The organism is Chryseobacterium sp. D764, from assembly GCF_019317325.1.
In the GTDB taxonomy this organism is placed as follows: Bacteria; Bacteroidota; Bacteroidia; order Flavobacteriales; family Weeksellaceae; genus Chryseobacterium.
In genome coordinates this window covers 4,646,430-4,662,153 of record NZ_CP079219.1, presented here as the reverse complement: position 1 = coordinate 4,662,153, position 15,724 = coordinate 4,646,430, and the positions used below count along the sequence as shown (strand labels likewise).

At 34.5% G+C, this 15,724-nt stretch carries 16 protein-coding genes; 15 read left to right on the top strand and 1 reads right to left on the bottom strand.

Annotated elements, in window-relative coordinates; genetic code table 11:
- The first annotated feature begins 30 nt into the window (after positions 1–30).
- From KYG33_RS21275 to KYG33_RS21240, 8 genes are all read left to right on the top strand, one after another.
- The gene (locus KYG33_RS21275; protein WP_180565445.1) at positions 31–1,221 is read left to right on the top strand and encodes an alanine dehydrogenase; all 1,191 of its coding nucleotides are present in this window, start codon (positions 31–33) and stop codon (positions 1,219–1,221) included.
- Positions 1,221–1,592: a DUF4258 domain-containing protein gene (locus KYG33_RS21270; protein WP_077415436.1), complete on the top strand. Its 372-nt coding sequence runs from the start codon at positions 1,221–1,223 to the stop codon at positions 1,590–1,592. The genes KYG33_RS21275 and KYG33_RS21270 overlap by 1 nt, the downstream gene beginning before the upstream one ends.
- Positions 1,593–1,607: 15 nt before the next feature.
- Positions 1,608–2,381, top strand: a complete 774-nt coding sequence (locus KYG33_RS21265; RefSeq protein WP_077415438.1) for a histidine kinase — start codon at positions 1,608–1,610, stop codon at positions 2,379–2,381.
- Positions 2,356–3,066 carry a LytR/AlgR family response regulator transcription factor gene (locus KYG33_RS21260; protein ID WP_077415440.1) on the top strand — a complete coding sequence of 237 codons (711 nt, stop codon included), beginning with the start codon at positions 2,356–2,358 and terminating at the stop codon, positions 3,064–3,066. The genes KYG33_RS21265 and KYG33_RS21260 overlap by 26 nt, the downstream gene beginning before the upstream one ends.
- Before the next feature lie 110 nt (positions 3,067–3,176).
- On the top strand, positions 3,177–3,566 hold the full coding sequence (locus tag KYG33_RS21255; protein WP_219072374.1) for a hypothetical protein: 390 nt from the start codon (positions 3,177–3,179) through the stop codon (positions 3,564–3,566).
- Positions 3,567–3,663: 97 nt separating this feature from the next.
- Positions 3,664–5,952: a cation:proton antiporter gene (locus tag KYG33_RS21250; protein ID WP_257468859.1), complete on the top strand. Its 2,289-nt coding sequence runs from the start codon at positions 3,664–3,666 to the stop codon at positions 5,950–5,952.
- Between the two features lie 104 nt (positions 5,953–6,056).
- Entirely contained in the window at positions 6,057–6,548 is a 492-nt protein-coding gene (locus KYG33_RS21245) for a hypothetical protein (protein WP_077415444.1), read from the top strand.
- Between the two features lie 42 nt (positions 6,549–6,590).
- Entirely contained in the window at positions 6,591–7,115 is a 525-nt protein-coding gene (locus KYG33_RS21240; protein WP_317043601.1) for a hypothetical protein, read from the top strand.
- A gap of 7 nt (positions 7,116–7,122) precedes the next feature.
- Here KYG33_RS21240 and KYG33_RS21235 read toward each other — a convergent pair whose 3' ends face one another.
- On the bottom strand, positions 7,123–7,752 hold the full coding sequence (locus KYG33_RS21235; protein WP_180565442.1) for a hypothetical protein: 630 nt from the start codon (positions 7,750–7,752) through the stop codon (positions 7,123–7,125).
- Between the two features lie 457 nt (positions 7,753–8,209).
- On the opposite strand from KYG33_RS21235, the gene KYG33_RS21230 reads away from it, so the two are divergent.
- From KYG33_RS21230 to KYG33_RS21200, 7 genes are all read left to right on the top strand, one after another.
- A complete protein-coding gene (locus KYG33_RS21230) occupies positions 8,210–9,232 on the top strand; it encodes a LysM peptidoglycan-binding domain-containing protein (RefSeq protein ID WP_219072373.1) in 1,023 nt (340 codons plus the stop codon).
- Between the two features lies 1 nt (position 9,233).
- A complete protein-coding gene (locus tag KYG33_RS21225; protein ID WP_175627215.1) occupies positions 9,234–10,085 on the top strand; it encodes a PAAR-like protein in 852 nt (283 codons plus the stop codon).
- A 225-nt stretch (positions 10,086–10,310) separates the two neighbouring features.
- Positions 10,311–12,608, top strand: a complete 2,298-nt coding sequence (locus tag KYG33_RS21220; protein ID WP_219072372.1) for a M23 family metallopeptidase — start codon at positions 10,311–10,313, stop codon at positions 12,606–12,608.
- A gap of 5 nt (positions 12,609–12,613) precedes the next feature.
- Positions 12,614–13,546, top strand: a complete 933-nt coding sequence (locus KYG33_RS21215; RefSeq protein ID WP_077415454.1) for a hypothetical protein — start codon at positions 12,614–12,616, stop codon at positions 13,544–13,546.
- Between the two features lie 31 nt (positions 13,547–13,577).
- The gene (locus tag KYG33_RS21210) at positions 13,578–14,069 is read left to right on the top strand and encodes a hypothetical protein (RefSeq protein WP_180565438.1); all 492 of its coding nucleotides are present in this window, start codon (positions 13,578–13,580) and stop codon (positions 14,067–14,069) included.
- A 47-nt stretch (positions 14,070–14,116) separates the two neighbouring features.
- On the top strand, positions 14,117–15,220 hold the full coding sequence (locus KYG33_RS21205) for an SH3 domain-containing protein (protein ID WP_219072371.1): 1,104 nt from the start codon (positions 14,117–14,119) through the stop codon (positions 15,218–15,220).
- 12 nt (positions 15,221–15,232) lie between these two features.
- Positions 15,233–15,715 carry a hypothetical protein gene (locus KYG33_RS21200; protein ID WP_219072370.1) on the top strand — a complete coding sequence of 161 codons (483 nt, stop codon included), beginning with the start codon at positions 15,233–15,235 and terminating at the stop codon, positions 15,713–15,715.
- The last annotated feature ends 9 nt before the right edge of the window (positions 15,716–15,724 follow it).

The following is a 15,724-nucleotide window of genomic DNA, read 5'->3' as shown; positions in this document are numbered from 1 at the left end:
ACAATCTGTAAGACATAATTTAATTTAAGGATGAGTACAAATATTTTTACTCCTTTCACAGAAGAAGAATTGATGCCGAAAGAGGAAAAATTGGAGGTTATTAAAAAGGGAAAACAGTTCAGTATTGGAATTCCTAAAGAGACCTGTCTCAACGAGAGGAGAACCTGCATTACTCCTGATGCCGTACAGGTGTTGGTAGAGCATGGCCATGAGATTATTATAGAATCCGGGTCTGGGGAAGGTTCGTTTTTTACAGATTTACAATATTCCGAATCAGGAGCAAAGATCACGAATGATCCTAAAGAAGCTTTCGGGCAGGATCTTATTCTGAAGGTAAACCCTCCTACCGAAGACGAAATTGAGTACATGAAACCTAATACTTATCTGGTTTCGGCACTTCAGATCAATCTCAGAGACAAGGAATATTTCTTAAAGCTTGCAGAGAAAAAAATAAATGCCATTGCCTTTGAATTTATCGTTGATGAATACAAACAGCTGGCACTGGTGAGATTAATCGGTGAAATTGCAGGAACTGTTTCCATTTTATATGCTTCAGAATTATTAGCTTTATCCAACGGCTTAATGTTGGGAGGCATTACAGGAGTAAGACCTGCAGAAGTAGTGATTCTTGGAGCCGGAATTGTAGGTGAATTTGCTACAAAAGCAGCAATAGGTTTAGGAGCCAGTGTGAAAGTTTTCGACAACTCTCTATCTAAACTGAGAAGACTTCATACCATTGTTGACAGCCGAGTACCGACTTCCATTATTGATCCTAAAGAACTCAGCAAAAGTTTAAGACGTGCTGATGTAGTGATAGGAGCGCTGCCAAGATTGAATATGACTCCTATCGTCACTGAAGATATGGTGATGAAAATGAAAAAAGGAAGTGTCATTATTGATATCACTATAGACAACGGTAAAGTTATTGAAACCTCAGAACTAACTAACATGGAAGATCCTTATGTCATAAAACACGGTGTTATCCACTGCGGACTTCCGAACCTTACCTCAAGAATGCCGAGAACTACCACTAAGGCTATCTCGAATTTCTTCCTTTCCTATATTTTAAATTATGACGAAGAGGGCGGCTTTGAAAACATGCTGATCCGCAAAAACGAAATGAAGCAGAGCTTATATATGTACAAAGGAAGACATACCAAGAAGATCATCTGCGACCGTTTCGGACTTACGTACCACGATATCAATCTTTTAATTTTCTAATGAAAAAACTGAAATTTTATGCAATAGGCTTCATTCCGGGGCTTTTACTCGTATTTTTTATTTTAAACAAAAAAGGGGCAAGCTGCAGTGGCTATTTACCGAACAGCCGTGTTATTGCTGAAAGTCTTTCTAAAGAATTCAAATATTCTGACGAGGCCAAAAGTGCAATGGCAGCCTACAAGATTGATGAAAAATTTATAAAAGATAGTATCATTACCAAAGGAAAAGTAGATTTTGACCGCAGTCATGCACAAAAGAAACCTTGTCCGAGCTATCTTTTAACCTATCCTGAAAAAAATCCGTCTTACGAAATCACGTATGAAAAATGTGAAGAAACAGTGATGGTAAACGGTCTTAAAAAACTTAAATAGTTTTAATACCACAGTATGGACGGCAATTACTACATGATTCATGATTATCTGATATTCATCGGAGTTTTTGCCATTTTCCTGTTTCTTACGACCAGTATTTACCTTTTCAGCCAGAATCAGAAACTGAAGCAGAGAAATACCAAATTATCGGAAACCAACAAACTTATTGAACAGCGCCTGAATGAAGTCCGTCTGGAACATATCGGTACAAAGCTGAATCCGCATTTGTTTAAAAATATTCTTAATTCAGTTCAGTCTCATGCTTATCAGACGTATATGTCACTGGATAAACTGGCCAATGTACTGGATTATATTTTATATGAAAGCAATAATAAGTATGTAAGCCCGAAAGAGGAACTCAATTTCGCTTTAAGCCTTATTGAAATTAATAAGATCAAGATCAACCCACTTTTTGACTTCAGAATCAAATCAAGGATTAATAAATCTGATCCTTTGTATGAAGAAAAGGTATTTGCTCCGCTGATTTCTGTGGATCTTATTGAAAATGCCTTTAAACATACGGATTTCCTGGCTCAGGATTCTTTTATTTCCATTTATATGGAGCTTGAAAATGGTATTTTCACAATGAAAGTAAGCAATAAAGCTTCGTTAAAGAATATTCTGGAAAAGGAAAAAAGCGGTTTCGGAAGTCAGTCTTTTGATCAAAGGCTTAAAATGATCTACAGCACGTACTACCACCTGGAAAGAAGTTCAAAAAATGGAGTCTTTACTGCAGAATTAAAAATCAATTTAGGAGAATTCTATGATAAAATGCGTTATTCTGGATGATGAGTTATTAGCCATCAGCTATTTAAAACTTCTATGTGAACAGATCGACAATGTAGAAGTGGTAAAAGCATTCAATGATCCTAAAATCTTTTTGAATGAAATAGATAACCTTGACTGTAATCTGTGTATTCTGGATATTGAAATGCCCGGAATGACCGGACTTCAGGTGGCTGAAATTATTTCAGGGTCAAAAAAAATTATCTTTACAACCGCTTATAAAGAATATGCAGCTGAAGCTTTCGATCTGAATGTGGTAGATTACGTAAGAAAACCTATCAAAAAAGAAAGACTGATCCAGGCCTTCGAAAAAGCTAAAGAACTGGTGGAAAATCTTCCTAAAAAAGACTTTATAGAATGGAATACCAATATCGGCAAAACCGTCATATTCACAGAACAGATCTCGTATATCAAAACCTCTGAAATTGACAGCAGGGATAAAGATATCATTCTCAGTGATGGAACCACCATCGTATTAAAAAACCTGAATTTTAAAAATCTTCTGGAAATGCTTCCAGCCAAAGATTTTGCTCAGATCAACAAAAAAGAGATCATTGCACTTTCCTCCATTAAGGTATTTTCAACGAATGAAATTATTACAACAATCGCCACTGAGGACCATACCTTTCTGAAACTTCAGATTGGAGATACCTATAAAAATTCCTTGATGGAGTTATTCGGGAAATAATCCTTCTTCAAATATTTACGGTTTCGTTACAGAATATCCCGCCTTTATTACAGCACTCCTTTTTCAGTGTGAAATCGATTTATTTTTGCATAGAATTAATTGATTTTATAATGAAAAACTTTTTCTATGCTGCAGGGCTTCTCATATCCGGCTTGTGTTTTTCTCAGGAAATCCCTTCAAAAATTAAGGTTTCTCTTTTTGACGGGATTGCAGTGGCCGGATATGTAGATCATGGTGCTTTTATTAACTTTACAGGACCAAATGTAAGTATTAATCACAAACATATAAAATTTATATTGGGAATGCTTCCTTCATTAAGGATTAAAGAAGACAGGTCATCAGGAACCAAAAACAGTCCTATTATGCCTACATTGGGAGCAGGTCTTACGATAGTTTACAAAAGAATTGCCTTTCAGATTCCTGCTTATTATAATTCCAAAACGACGGATCAGAATGGCAGCTGGAAAATAGGAGTCGGATTGGGCTTTTCATTCAAATAGATTTTATTACATTTTTTAGAACATTCATTACATTTAAAAACAAGAGTATTTTAATCTCAATATATTCTTATCAACTTTGCATCAAAATATTGGAATCATGAATTTGGGGAAATACAAAAATATTATCTTTTATATCAGTACCATTGCATTCTTTTCTTGCCTTATGTACTGGTTTTTTATCCAGGGCAAAACACTGGAAATCGGAGAAAATATTACTCCGAGCAAAGCTACAGGGGCTACGATGTGGGAAAATTTCGCAGATTCTTTTCTAGCGAATCTTCATCATCCTTTGGCACTTCTTCTTACCCAAATCGTGACCATTATTCTGGTAGCCAAACTTTTCGGATGGATCTGTATAAAGCTGAAACAGCCTTCCGTAATTGGTGAGATGATTGCAGGTATTGTTTTGGGGCCGTCACTTTTCGGATTGTATTTCCCGGAACTTTCTGCCTTTATCTTTCCGAAAGAATCTCTTCCTAATCTACAATTTTTAAGTCAGATTGGTCTTATTCTCTTCATGTATATTGTCGGAATGGAGCTTGACCTTAGTGTTCTGAGAAAAAAGGCACATGATGCCGTAGTGATCAGCCACGCAAGTATTATTTTTCCTTTTGCATTAGGAGTGGGACTTTCTTATTTTATTTATAAAGAATTTGCACCGGAAGGTATTCAGTTCAGCTCATTTGCCTTGTTTATAGCTATTGCGATGAGTATCACAGCGTTTCCGGTTTTGGCAAGAATCGTTCAGGAAAGAAACCTTCACAAAACCAAGATAGGAACCGTAGTAATCACCTGTGCGGCAGCTGACGATATTACAGCATGGTGTATTTTAGCAGCGGTAATTGCTGTGGTAAAAGCAGGCTCTTTCTCAGGATCAGTATTCGTTATCTTAATGGCTATTCTCTATGTTTTCATTATGATAAAGGCGGTAAGACCGTTTCTGAATAGAATTGCTGAATCACAGAAAGGAAAAGGTTTCATCAGCAAATCATTGGTTGCTGTATTTTTCTTAATTCTTATCATCTCGTCATATGCCACAGAAGTTATTGGGATTCACGCACTTTTCGGAGCATTTATGGCCGGAGCCATTATGCCGGAAAACGTAAAATTCAGGAATCTTTTCATAGAAAAAATAGAAGATGTTGCCTTGGTTTTACTACTGCCTCTTTTCTTTGTATTTACGGGATTAAGAACCCAGATCGGGCTATTGAATGATCCTCATCTTTGGAAAATCGGCGGATTGATTATTTTAACAGCTGTTACCGGGAAATTCGTAGGAAGCGCCCTTACCGCAAGGTTTTTAAGAATAAGCTGGAAAGACAGTCTCACCATAGGCGCCTTGATGAATACCCGGGGGCTTACAGAGCTTATCGTTCTTAATATCGGTTATGATTTAGGAGTACTGGGGCCTGAGCTTTTCGCGATGCTTGTTATCATGGCGTTATTTACAACGTTTATGACAGGGCCATGCCTGGATTTTATCAATTACCTTTTCAAAGGAAAAAAATCAATGATTGAAGAAGATGAACAAGAGGATAATGATACAAAATACAGAGTTCTTCTCTCTTTTGAAACGGCAAAAGCAGGAAGTAAACTGTTGAAACTGGCAGATAACTTTACTCATAAAATGAACGGGAACAAAAGCGTAACTGCGATGAATATTGCTCCTGTAGATGAACTTCACGCCTTCGACATTGAAAATTTTGAAAAAGAACAGTTTAAAAATGTCATTGAAACCTCTCATGAGCTTCAGCTTGAAGTAACTACTCTTTTCAAAGCTTCTACAGATGTTGAAAGTGACCTGACGAATATTACCAATAAAGGAAACTATGATCTTCTTTTGATCATGCTTGGGAAATCCATGTATGAGGGAAGTTTACTGGGAAGATTATTAGGATTTACCACCAAAATCATTAATCCTGAAAAATTATTGAACACCGTAAAAGGAAAAGGAAATATTTTCAATACCTCTCCTTTCGATGATCTGACGCTTCAGGTTTTGGATAAATCGACTATTCCTGTAGGAATCCTTGTTGATAAAGAATTTAAAACAGCGGACAAGATCTTTGTTCCGATCTTTAACCTGAGTGATTTTTACCTTCTTGAATATGCGAAAAGGCTTATCAATAACAACAATTCACAGGTTATCATTCTTGATGCAGCAGGACAGATCCGAAATAATATTGAGGTGAAAGAGCTTATCCGAAGTATTGAACAGGTAGCTCCTAATCATATTACGCTGTATAATGAGAAAAAGATTGAGAAAGAATTTCTGAACTCTCAGGATCTGATGCTGATCAGCAGTAAAAGCTGGAAAAATCTCATTGATACAAAAAGTCTTTGGCTTTCTGATATCCCTTCTACCTTAATAATCTCAAACCCATAACCCAAATAACACACCGATATTTCTATTTCTACCAGAAGCTGTAAATATTATTCGTTGACTGTAAAGAAAAAACGGGTATATTTATAGCTTCAATTTTTTGGGACATGCTGATTAACAGTGAAAATGGAGTTATAGAGCTTGAAACCTTCAATATACAGCTTTATCGGGGAATGAGTCTTGAGCAGCTGAAACAGACTGATTTTTATAAAGAACAATATCATAATATGTGGGATGTAAAAACCGGGTATTTTTGGTATTATTTTCAGCCTATAGAAATAAAAGGGTATCAGATATCTTTCAGTCTGTGCTTTTTCGGAAATCAGCTGGACATTATCCATATGAACACATGGGAAAATGGTGATGCCAAAGACTGGAATGAATGGACAGAGGAAAAAGAAATGAAAGTTTTTCACAGAAACAACACCTTTCTCACCAAGATCCTTGACAGGCCTCCAACCCAAAAAAAGAAAAACCCTTACCCAAGCTGTACCTTCAAATTTCCCTGGGGAGATGTATGGTCGGTCTACGATCCGAGAAGCGCCAGCAGCCTGATGGGAATCAATTGTAATGAAGAGGAAAAAACAAATAAAAAATAACTTATAACCAAAGAATAAGACTTTAATATGTGCCGATACTCCATGATGGTTTACAAAGGACATTATGCCTGTTTCAACTGCCAGAAAACTTTCAAACGCCGTCATTTAAAAGATGTGGACCGGGATGCTCAGACTTCAGTGGAAGCCAAATGCCCCGAATGTGGAAATCTGATGGCCAATATGGGACTTGATTTTAAATCCCCTCCAAAAAATGACGACAAACAATGGGCTCATATCCGCGATTTGTATACGGTAGGAATCACTTTTCATTCATGTGGATGCTCTGGTCCCGGATATATTCCTCAGGACCGAAAGGCTATTATTGCCTATCTGGAAAAAATCCGCTCAGAATATATGCATTCTCTGGTATTCTGGAGATACCGGATAGAACCTGAGAATAAAAAGGAACGCGAACTGGATTATCAAAAAAACAGCTCACACCTATGGGCTGTGAACCGGAATGCTTTTAAAGAAACAGTAACCAATCAGGAAGGAATCAACTATTGGCTCAAGAGAATCAATGAAGTTGAAGAAAGACTGAATATCATCAAAGCAGATCACCAATAACAACCACTTAATCAGCTAATTTCAGAAGCCTTTTAAAATCCTCCGTTATACTCTTCTCCTGTTCAGCCGGATAATCCGCACTGATGTTAGATTCGCGTCCTGTAGTAGTATTGATTAAAATAATATTTCCTTTTTCAAAATAATTACGGGTCATTGTAATTTTTGATTTTTTCAAATCAAATGCTTCTGTATCATTATTTTCTTTCATTGCTTTAGCATCATAGAAAAGTGGACGGTTATATCTGTATTCTTTCTCGAAAACAAAAGACAATTGTCCGTTCAGCAGATAATATTCTATCAAGACCTGCCCCATTTCTCCATAATGCCTGGCGATGACTTTTTTCAGACGTTTATCCGTATAATAAAATGTTGCTTCTCCACCTTCTGCCGATTCTCCTTCAATATTTTTCTTTTGGACAGAAGTCCATTTTGTCATTGAATTAATCCTTTTAAAATTAGCCTGAATAGGTTTCAGCCGGTTTTGTAAGCTCTTACTGCTTGTTGTATCCTTTTCGTTGAATGTTTCGTTAATCCTTACAGTATCCTTTGCTTTGGTGGTGAAAAAAACAGATGACTGAGCATATGAATACATACTGATCAATACAATGAAAACTCCGTATAAAAATCTATTCTTCATGGCTGTTGTTTATAGCTTTAAAAGTAATCATAACTTTTGGTTGTGTATATAATGAAACCACAAAAGTCACAAAAGTTTCTTATCTGCTTATTGTAAGTTACAACGAACTGTTTTAAAAGCACATAAGTTTTAAAATATAGCAGCTTAGATTCCTACGGAATGACATAATTGGAATGATAGTCTTACCCATACAGTTTGTCATTCCGTAGGAATCCAACCATATTAAAACAATAAGAAAAGCCTCAACAAAAACTCCAATCCTGACTGGCATCACAACTGAAGACGCAACATTCCCCTCCTCCGGAGGGGTGGCAAAAATTCTTTGAATTTTTAACGGGGTGGTTTTCTGTACAACATCAATCTCGTGTCGTAATTCTACTACAATTTTTGAAATTTAACCCTAAAAATTAATTTCAAATAGAGTTTTTTAATAGCTTTATCCTATAATTCACATTGGATGGAAATTGATTTCTTACAATATCAGGTACGAAACGGAGACACATTGAGCTCTATTGCTTCCCGGCTGGGTATGACCAGCGAGGAGCTAAAGCTGTTTCACAATTCCCATTGCCAAAGAATGGATAGAGTTTGGTTTGAAAATCTTAATGACGTCAAAAATATCTTTGTTCCTACCAATTTTAAAACGGAGAAACAAAAAGAACAGGAAAGAAAAAACAGTTTTCCTTCAAAATTTTCTGAGTCTTTTTTTGCTAAATCCTATTCCGTGAATGAAACCTTTGAAAGTCCGTTTGAATCTGCGGTTACTATTGATTACATCATTGAGCTTGATCTTCACAAAGACAGAAATACAGGCCAACATATCCTGAGCTACAGTCAAAATGATTTTAAATCCAATGGAAATACACCTGATGATAAGGTAAGCAGTTTATCTATTGCCTGTATGAAAAGTACTATGCCTCTTGAATTTATTATGAATGACAAGGGCCAAATTACAGGCTTTGCAGACCACAAAAAAATCACAGACACTTTTACCCGTCAGCGCAAAGAACTTGAAGAGTTTTATGTAGGTGAAGTTGCTCAAAATTACATGGATACGTTTGAAAAAGGTATTCAGGATGAATTATTTTTATTACAGCAATTTCAGAATACGCTTCTGTTTCAGACATTGTTTCCCAAAATTGATTGGTTCCAAAGGAAAACAAAATGGGCAGAATCTTTTTATCTTTTACAGAATTCATTTCCGGTACAATGTGAAATCAATATTGAACAGGAAAATAAAGATGACCACTCTGTTTTAACCATTTTAAAGGGTAAAATCACCGAATTATGTACCTCACAGGAGATCATGCGCGGCATTAAACTTCAGGAACCTGCTTCTGAACCTGCACAAGGAAATATTATATTAGAATACACCACCCACACAAAAAATAAGAATCTTCTTCAGGCTAAAGCTTCGGTTTTACTCAGCCATGAAGAGGTATTGATACATCAACACCATATCAATATAACACAAGGATAATATGAAAAATTATGTCACACAAAAAGGCGACACATTCAGTTCGCTGGCCCGGCAGTTTAAGCTGAAAGATGAAGGCATTTTAAAAACCTATCACAATCTCCATTGTCCGCAGGAAGATGTCATGCAGGAACCTGTTCCCGGAAAAACCATTTTTATTCCGGAAGATCCACAGCTTATGGCTCACGAAACTCAGTCTCAGGATATTTCAGACTCTTCCCAGGAAGAATCTACAGATGAAATGAGTTCCGGCGAGGAAGACACTTCAGAACAGCAGGCAAAAAATGAAGAGCCATCATCTGAAAAAACAGATCAGCAATCCAATAAAGAGGAAAAAAAAGATAAAAAAGAGGACAGCGGTTCCAGTCCTCATGAAGGAAAATATTTCATTGTGCAGAAAGGAACTGTACAGTGTAATCAGGGGTTTAAATTTCCAAAATTTAAAGTAACCAGCCACCAGAAACATTACTGGAATGATGAAGAAGGAAATGCCGATTATCTGGCAGTAACAGAAGATGATCTTCAGCTTGATCCGGCGGCACAGCCCTTTGGACAATGTAAGCTTAAGCCAAGTTCAGGAGGATATCTTCCCTGCGCTTATGCTCCCGCAGGAAAATGGCAGAAAACTTATGAGAAAGTAAAAGTCATGGGAAAAAGCTGCCTTACAGAAATCTCAGAACTGATGTGCAGCACAGGAGGGAAAATCACCATTCTCAAGCATGGCCAGCAAAGTGAAACCAGCAAAAGCCAGGTTGGAAAAGCCAATACGCAGGAACAGCAGGTCTATAACCCTGTTGTAGATTTTGATGAATTCAAGGAAGATACAAAAGGTACAGACGAACTTTATTACAGCTAAGCCATGACAGGAAATATTATTGGGAATCAGAATCCTTTAGTAGGAAAAACCTACACCTACGAAGTAAAACCTTCCGGCCTCTCGTTCGGGTTGAAAGGCGAATATGAATGGCATCTTTATAAGAAACAGAAAAACGGAATCTGGAAAGACATTACCTCCCAACCTAAAAAAGGTGAAAAGGTAACGTACAGATTTGGAGAAATAGGCTTGGGAATAGAATTTCAAATGAAAGTCTACGAAACTAAAAAAGGTATTTTCCCGGGGCTTCCTGATACCAAAGAATTGGCTGGCACTTTCATACTGATTCCTACCAGTGATAAGGTTTCAAAAATAGATAAAGTAATTCTTTTCAACAGAGGGGCAAAAGATGTCAATAAAGCCAGCTATCGTGATACTCTTATCGCGCAGGCTCATTGTATCGCAATGTTCAATAAAGAAATAGAGTTTCATCTTTGGGAAGATGATGCTCCGGGCAAAGGCCATGATGCTAATATCAATAAAAATAACCGTCATACAAGAAGTTACAAGGCTCGGGTCAATGAAAAAGGGATTGCAGAAGTACCAATTCCTCTGATGTCTGATGAAAAAATTCTTCGTCAGGTAGCCAATCAGTTTATGATGAAAGGTGACAAGAATGAAGGAGCTAATCATGAATACTATGTTACGGCAACTTACTCCGGGAAAATTCAGGGAGCCAGCCAGGTGAATGTAGATGTAGCCAATCCTGATTATAAAGGACAACCCCAAAACCAGCCCAAACCTAAGCCTCAACCCGGTACACAAACCCAAAAATTTCCTCCACAACAAGGAGGTAGTCCCAAACAACCTGCTCCTAAGGGAAATATTATAGAAGCTGTTTTCATTGATGACACAGGAAAAGAGCTTTCCAAAGTAGCTGTAGGAGATAAAGTGAGGATAAGAATCCACTCCAAAAATATGGTGGAAAAACATATTCAATATGTAGTTTGGGAATATGACACCGCTTCCAATGATGAAGTGTTTAGAAGTGGAAATATTAAAATTACAGCGGATATCTATGACACTTCAGGATTTATCATTACAAAAGCTATTTTTGAAAAAGGAATAGACTCCCCTATTGGCGATCCGGACTCCGATAAACAAAATTATTTTATCGAAATTATCTCCAAAGATCTTTCCGCAGAATCTCAGAAATTTGGGGTAAATTCGGAGGGCTTGATGGAAGTGGAGAAGGTGAAGAGTGCGGCGGGAGTGCAGAAAACAGAAAAACCTGAGAAACAAGGAAGTTGTATATGCCAAGAACAATATAAAGATTTAATTTGGGGGGAGAAAGTGAGTTGTGAGTTTAGAAAGAAAGTAGTGCAAATATGCGCTGAATTGTGGGGAGAAAATAGAAAAATGGAGATGGCAAGTGGGTTAATGGCTGTAATGAATGTAGAAACAGCAAGTTCATTTAAAGCTCACCAAATAATGGGTCAAACTTTAAAGAATGTCAAGGCCATAACAAAAGATGATTTCTGGCTTATTCAAAAAGATAAAAAAACGGGAAAAGAAGTTCGTACTTCACGAGCAGTTGGGTTAATTCAATTTACACAATCTGCATTACAAGCAATTGGAGAATTTAAATCTGGTAGCGGCTTCGATAAATTACATGAAGTAAAATTACGTTTTGCAACAATGGGAGAAATTAAACAACTTGATTATGTTAAAAAATATTTTGAACCTTCAAAAAGTAAAATTAAAACCTCAGAAGACATTTATTTACATGTATTTGCTCCTAAAGGTGTAAATCAATCAGATAATTATGTTTTATATGAGAAAGGGACTATTGAATATACTCAAAATGAAAGTGTTGATAAAAAAAGTAAAGGAATAAATAAAGGAGATGGTAAGATTCAACGTTCAGAAATTTTAGAAAGATATCATGATAGCTATGACGAAGGAAGTACTCATAAAACACAAAAATTTAATTGTAATAGTTCACCTGAAAAATCAGATGAAAAGCAAACATCAAAATGCCCAGAAGATTGTTCCCAATGCTTTGAATATGATGATGTAATAGACAATCCAAAATTAAATGACCAAAGTAACAACGTAAACAAAAATAGATTTCATAGAACTCCTAGGTACAATAACAAACATCCTAAAGGATATTATCACACAGGTACCGATATCTTAGCAAATTTAGACAAGGAATTAAAATCAATGCTTTGTGGAGAAGTTGTAGAAGCCCTAGACACAAAAGGAGATTTAGGAATGATTGTTACTATTAAATCTAAAGATAAAAATGGTAAATTTATCTGGATAAGATATTGTCATTTAAACTCATATTCTGTATCAAAAGGACAAAAGATAAAACATGGAAAAGTTTTCGGTAAATCTGGAAATACAGGGAATGCAAAAGATATTTTACCTCAATACTATCATGTTCACATTGAAGCATCAACGAATGGCGTTTTTTATGGTGGAAATACACGTGTAGATCCAGAACAATTTATGAAAACAAAATTTGATGAAACTGTAAAAGGAAATCATATTAAATAATAAGAATGAATAAAATATTTTTAATAGTAATTGCATTTGTTACCTTACAAAGTTGTAATGGACAAGAAAAAAACAAGGTTCAAAATTCTAAAAAAATCGATAATTCTCAAAAAGTTCAAATTACAAACCTAGATGAGAACTCTATCAATTTTCTAGATACAAAATACCAAGCAACCGGTTTTTTCATTCCAGATATCTCCAATCCCTATCCAACATACACTTATTCAGATAAAAAAATGGGTGTTTTCAGTGTAGATTTTATCGGGAAAAGTAATGAAACTCAATATTTTTGGAGCCCTAATAATTCGAAAGGTTTTTTTTCGAAATCTAATAATCCTGAAAATGATGCCCAAAATTCAAAAGCTATAAAAAACCTCATTAAAGAAAATAATTATTATGTAGTTGCTTCTTATTTACCTAGTGAATTCATCACTTATACAGGTGGAGAAGATGGAGAGTTTGAACCAAAACAAAATGCAAAAACAACGTTTTATTTATATGAAAAGAATAAATGGAAACAAATAGGAGAAATTGAGACTTCAAAGATTCCAGAAGATATTTTAGCATTTGAAACCAGTCTTATTCAGAAAGAGGTTCTTAAAAATCTTAAAAACCATTCATCAACTTATGATGGTACTCATTCTACTTCAGTAGAAACAGAAGCTACAACAACAGGTATGGCTTCTATTTCATATGAATTTGACATTAAAAAGAGTAATATATTCTTATCACTAAACACATATAAGGAGTCCAACCTGTGTGAAGGTAAATATATAGGTATCGAAAAAGACAATCAATTAGAAATATATTATAGTGGTGATCAATTAAATTGTGTAGATATTGATCCGAAATTTATAATTAAAAAAGATAAAACTCAATTTTATATAAAAGGAGTTGGAGGAGAATCTACTAATAATGAATGGATATTGATGCAATAAATCTAGTTGACACAATCCCATAAACCAAATCATGAAAAACTTTTTAATTTTATTATCATTCATATCCATTTCGTGCACAGATAATCAAAAAGGAAAAAGCTGTGTATTGAAGAAAGAAAAAAAATATGATCTTAATACTCAAGTTATTGAATCTGATTTACAGAAAATTGGAGGAAGTATTTCATCATCAAAACAACAGATTTCTATCCCATCAGGAGAATATTTTGCAACCAACGAGAAGTTGGATGATTATGGAGTTTCGTTGAAAATTGAGAAAGATTCTATTATTTATACAGAATCTGGAAATATGGGAAAAATGTATAATCAATACCTACTTAAAGAAGATAAGACTGTTGATGGAAGAATATTTTTAAAATATTCACAGGTAATTAACGGATATACAGGTGATGCAGATAAACCACATTATTTCGGTACTCTTCGATATGATAAAGGTAAGTTATTATTTGAGAGCGAATACACAGAAAAAAGATATGGATTAAAAAATGTAATATTAAAAAAATAAATAATCCTTACTGTTTCGAAATGTTTGAAAATTAAGATAAATCCACAATGATGAAACCCTTTTTAATCCTATTATCATTTGCATTCTTTTCATGTTCAGGTAAGCAGGATGAGAAAATGGTAGAAAAAGAAACTGAAATAATTGAAAGTTATTTCACCCATCATAAATTCAAAAATACCAAGGAAAATTTTGATAAAGTAAATGCGAATCTACTTGGTATTAAACCTGATAAGCTTCAAAACGGATATAATAATGTCTTAATATTCAATGAAGCTACCAATTATCAGATATCAAAGGAAGGAAAATATATTAAAATAGGTAATGATATTTTACCTGATTTAGATAATGTCAAGGCAGATATAAAAAGTAATAAAGACTATCCTTATTTCGAAGAATTATTATCCCTGAACAAAATTATTTACCAAAATGATTTAATATCCATTTTGAGCGTAGCATCTAAAAATACTGATCTTGCAATTGATTTGGTAGTTCTATTTAATTATGAAAAGAATGAAACTCTTTTTAATTCTGCAATTAGAAATATTCAGAATTGGGATGATATTGAGCAAAGTTCGAGACTATCATTTGTATTCTACAATAGTACAACGAATGTATTTAAAATTAGAGAAAAGCTATTGGAAAACCTAAAATCAAAAGATTCATTTTTATATGCATTAACAACTTATCTTGCCGATAATAAAGACAATATTATCAAAAAGAATGGTATTCCTGATTCAACATTACAAAAAGCTATTGCTTATCTTTTACAGCTTGGTTTCACAGGTAAAGAAAATATTGATATACAATCAGATAAAACATATTTATTGTTAAATAACATCTATATTTCTCACCCAGAACTAAGGGACTCTTTTAAAAAAAACAAATATTATGGTTATCCCTCTCTTGAAAAATACTCCAAAGATTATGGGCTTCTTCAAGAAGATAATCAAGAAAAAATATATTCAAGAATAGTAGACCCCGATGGATTTACCAATCTAAGAAAAGATAAAAATACATCATCTCAAATTCTTCAAAAAATAAAAACGGGAGAGCAGGTTGAGGTTTTAGACCAAAATGGTGATTGGTGGTTGGTAGTTTCCAAAGAAGGTAAAAAGGGATATGTTCACAAAAGCAGAATAAAATCAGAATAAATATACTAGCAAATGATGAAACCCTTTTTAATTTTATTACTACTCATATCTTTTTCATGTTCAAGTAAGCAGGAAAAGAAAATAGTAACAAAAGAAACTAAAAATTATTTTACAAGAAATATTGATAATAATACAGATGACAGTCAAAGTATTAAAAATAAAGAAATTATAACTAACAATAATGATTGGAAAGGCTCTTATAAAATTTCAACCAAAGCTACTAGTCAATTTGATAATAATGAAACAAATATACTTTATTCAATAACAATAGAATCAGACCAAAAAGCAATTCTAAGTATCGGAGCAGAACATGTCGAAGATTATTGGTGTGAAGGAGAATACCGTTTAATTAAGGAAAATAATACTTTACACGCAAAAGGAAAATGTGATCAAGATGATATGGATGATTTTTATCTAAAAAATGAGAATAAAAAATATTATATAAGAAGTAAAAGATTTATAAACAAAGATTGGCAGGAATTAGAAAAACAATAACTAAAACCA

Bases quoted from the DNA above. Each gene is read 5' to 3' on its own strand.
- KYG33_RS21215 (WP_077415454.1), top strand. From the start codon at position 12,614: ATGAATAAAATATTTTTAATAGTAATTGCATTTGTTACCTTACAAAGT.
- KYG33_RS21205 (WP_219072371.1), top strand. From the start codon at position 14,117: ATGATGAAACCCTTTTTAATCCTATTATCATTTGCATTCTTTTCATGT.
- KYG33_RS21270 (WP_077415436.1), top strand. From the start codon at position 1,221: ATGAAAAAACTGAAATTTTATGCAATAGGCTTCATTCCGGGGCTTTTA.
- KYG33_RS21260 (WP_077415440.1), top strand. From the start codon at position 2,356: ATGATAAAATGCGTTATTCTGGATGATGAGTTATTAGCCATCAGCTAT.
- KYG33_RS21240 (WP_317043601.1), top strand. From the start codon at position 6,591: ATGATGGTTTACAAAGGACATTATGCCTGTTTCAACTGCCAGAAAACT.
- KYG33_RS21210 (WP_180565438.1), top strand. From the start codon at position 13,578: ATGAAAAACTTTTTAATTTTATTATCATTCATATCCATTTCGTGCACA.
- KYG33_RS21265 (WP_077415438.1), top strand. From the start codon at position 1,608: ATGGACGGCAATTACTACATGATTCATGATTATCTGATATTCATCGGA.
- KYG33_RS21220 (WP_219072372.1), top strand. From the start codon at position 10,311: ATGAAAGTCTACGAAACTAAAAAAGGTATTTTCCCGGGGCTTCCTGAT.
- KYG33_RS21230 (WP_219072373.1), top strand. From the start codon at position 8,210: ATGGAAATTGATTTCTTACAATATCAGGTACGAAACGGAGACACATTG.
- KYG33_RS21225 (WP_175627215.1), top strand. From the start codon at position 9,234: ATGAAAAATTATGTCACACAAAAAGGCGACACATTCAGTTCGCTGGCC.
- KYG33_RS21235 (WP_180565442.1), bottom strand. From the start codon at position 7,752: ATGAAGAATAGATTTTTATACGGAGTTTTCATTGTATTGATCAGTATG.
- KYG33_RS21245 (WP_077415444.1), top strand. From the start codon at position 6,057: ATGCTGATTAACAGTGAAAATGGAGTTATAGAGCTTGAAACCTTCAAT.
- KYG33_RS21200 (WP_219072370.1), top strand. From the start codon at position 15,233: ATGATGAAACCCTTTTTAATTTTATTACTACTCATATCTTTTTCATGT.
- KYG33_RS21250 (WP_257468859.1), top strand. From the start codon at position 3,664: ATGAATTTGGGGAAATACAAAAATATTATCTTTTATATCAGTACCATT.
- KYG33_RS21255 (WP_219072374.1), top strand. From the start codon at position 3,177: ATGAAAAACTTTTTCTATGCTGCAGGGCTTCTCATATCCGGCTTGTGT.
- KYG33_RS21275 (WP_180565445.1), top strand. From the start codon at position 31: ATGAGTACAAATATTTTTACTCCTTTCACAGAAGAAGAATTGATGCCG.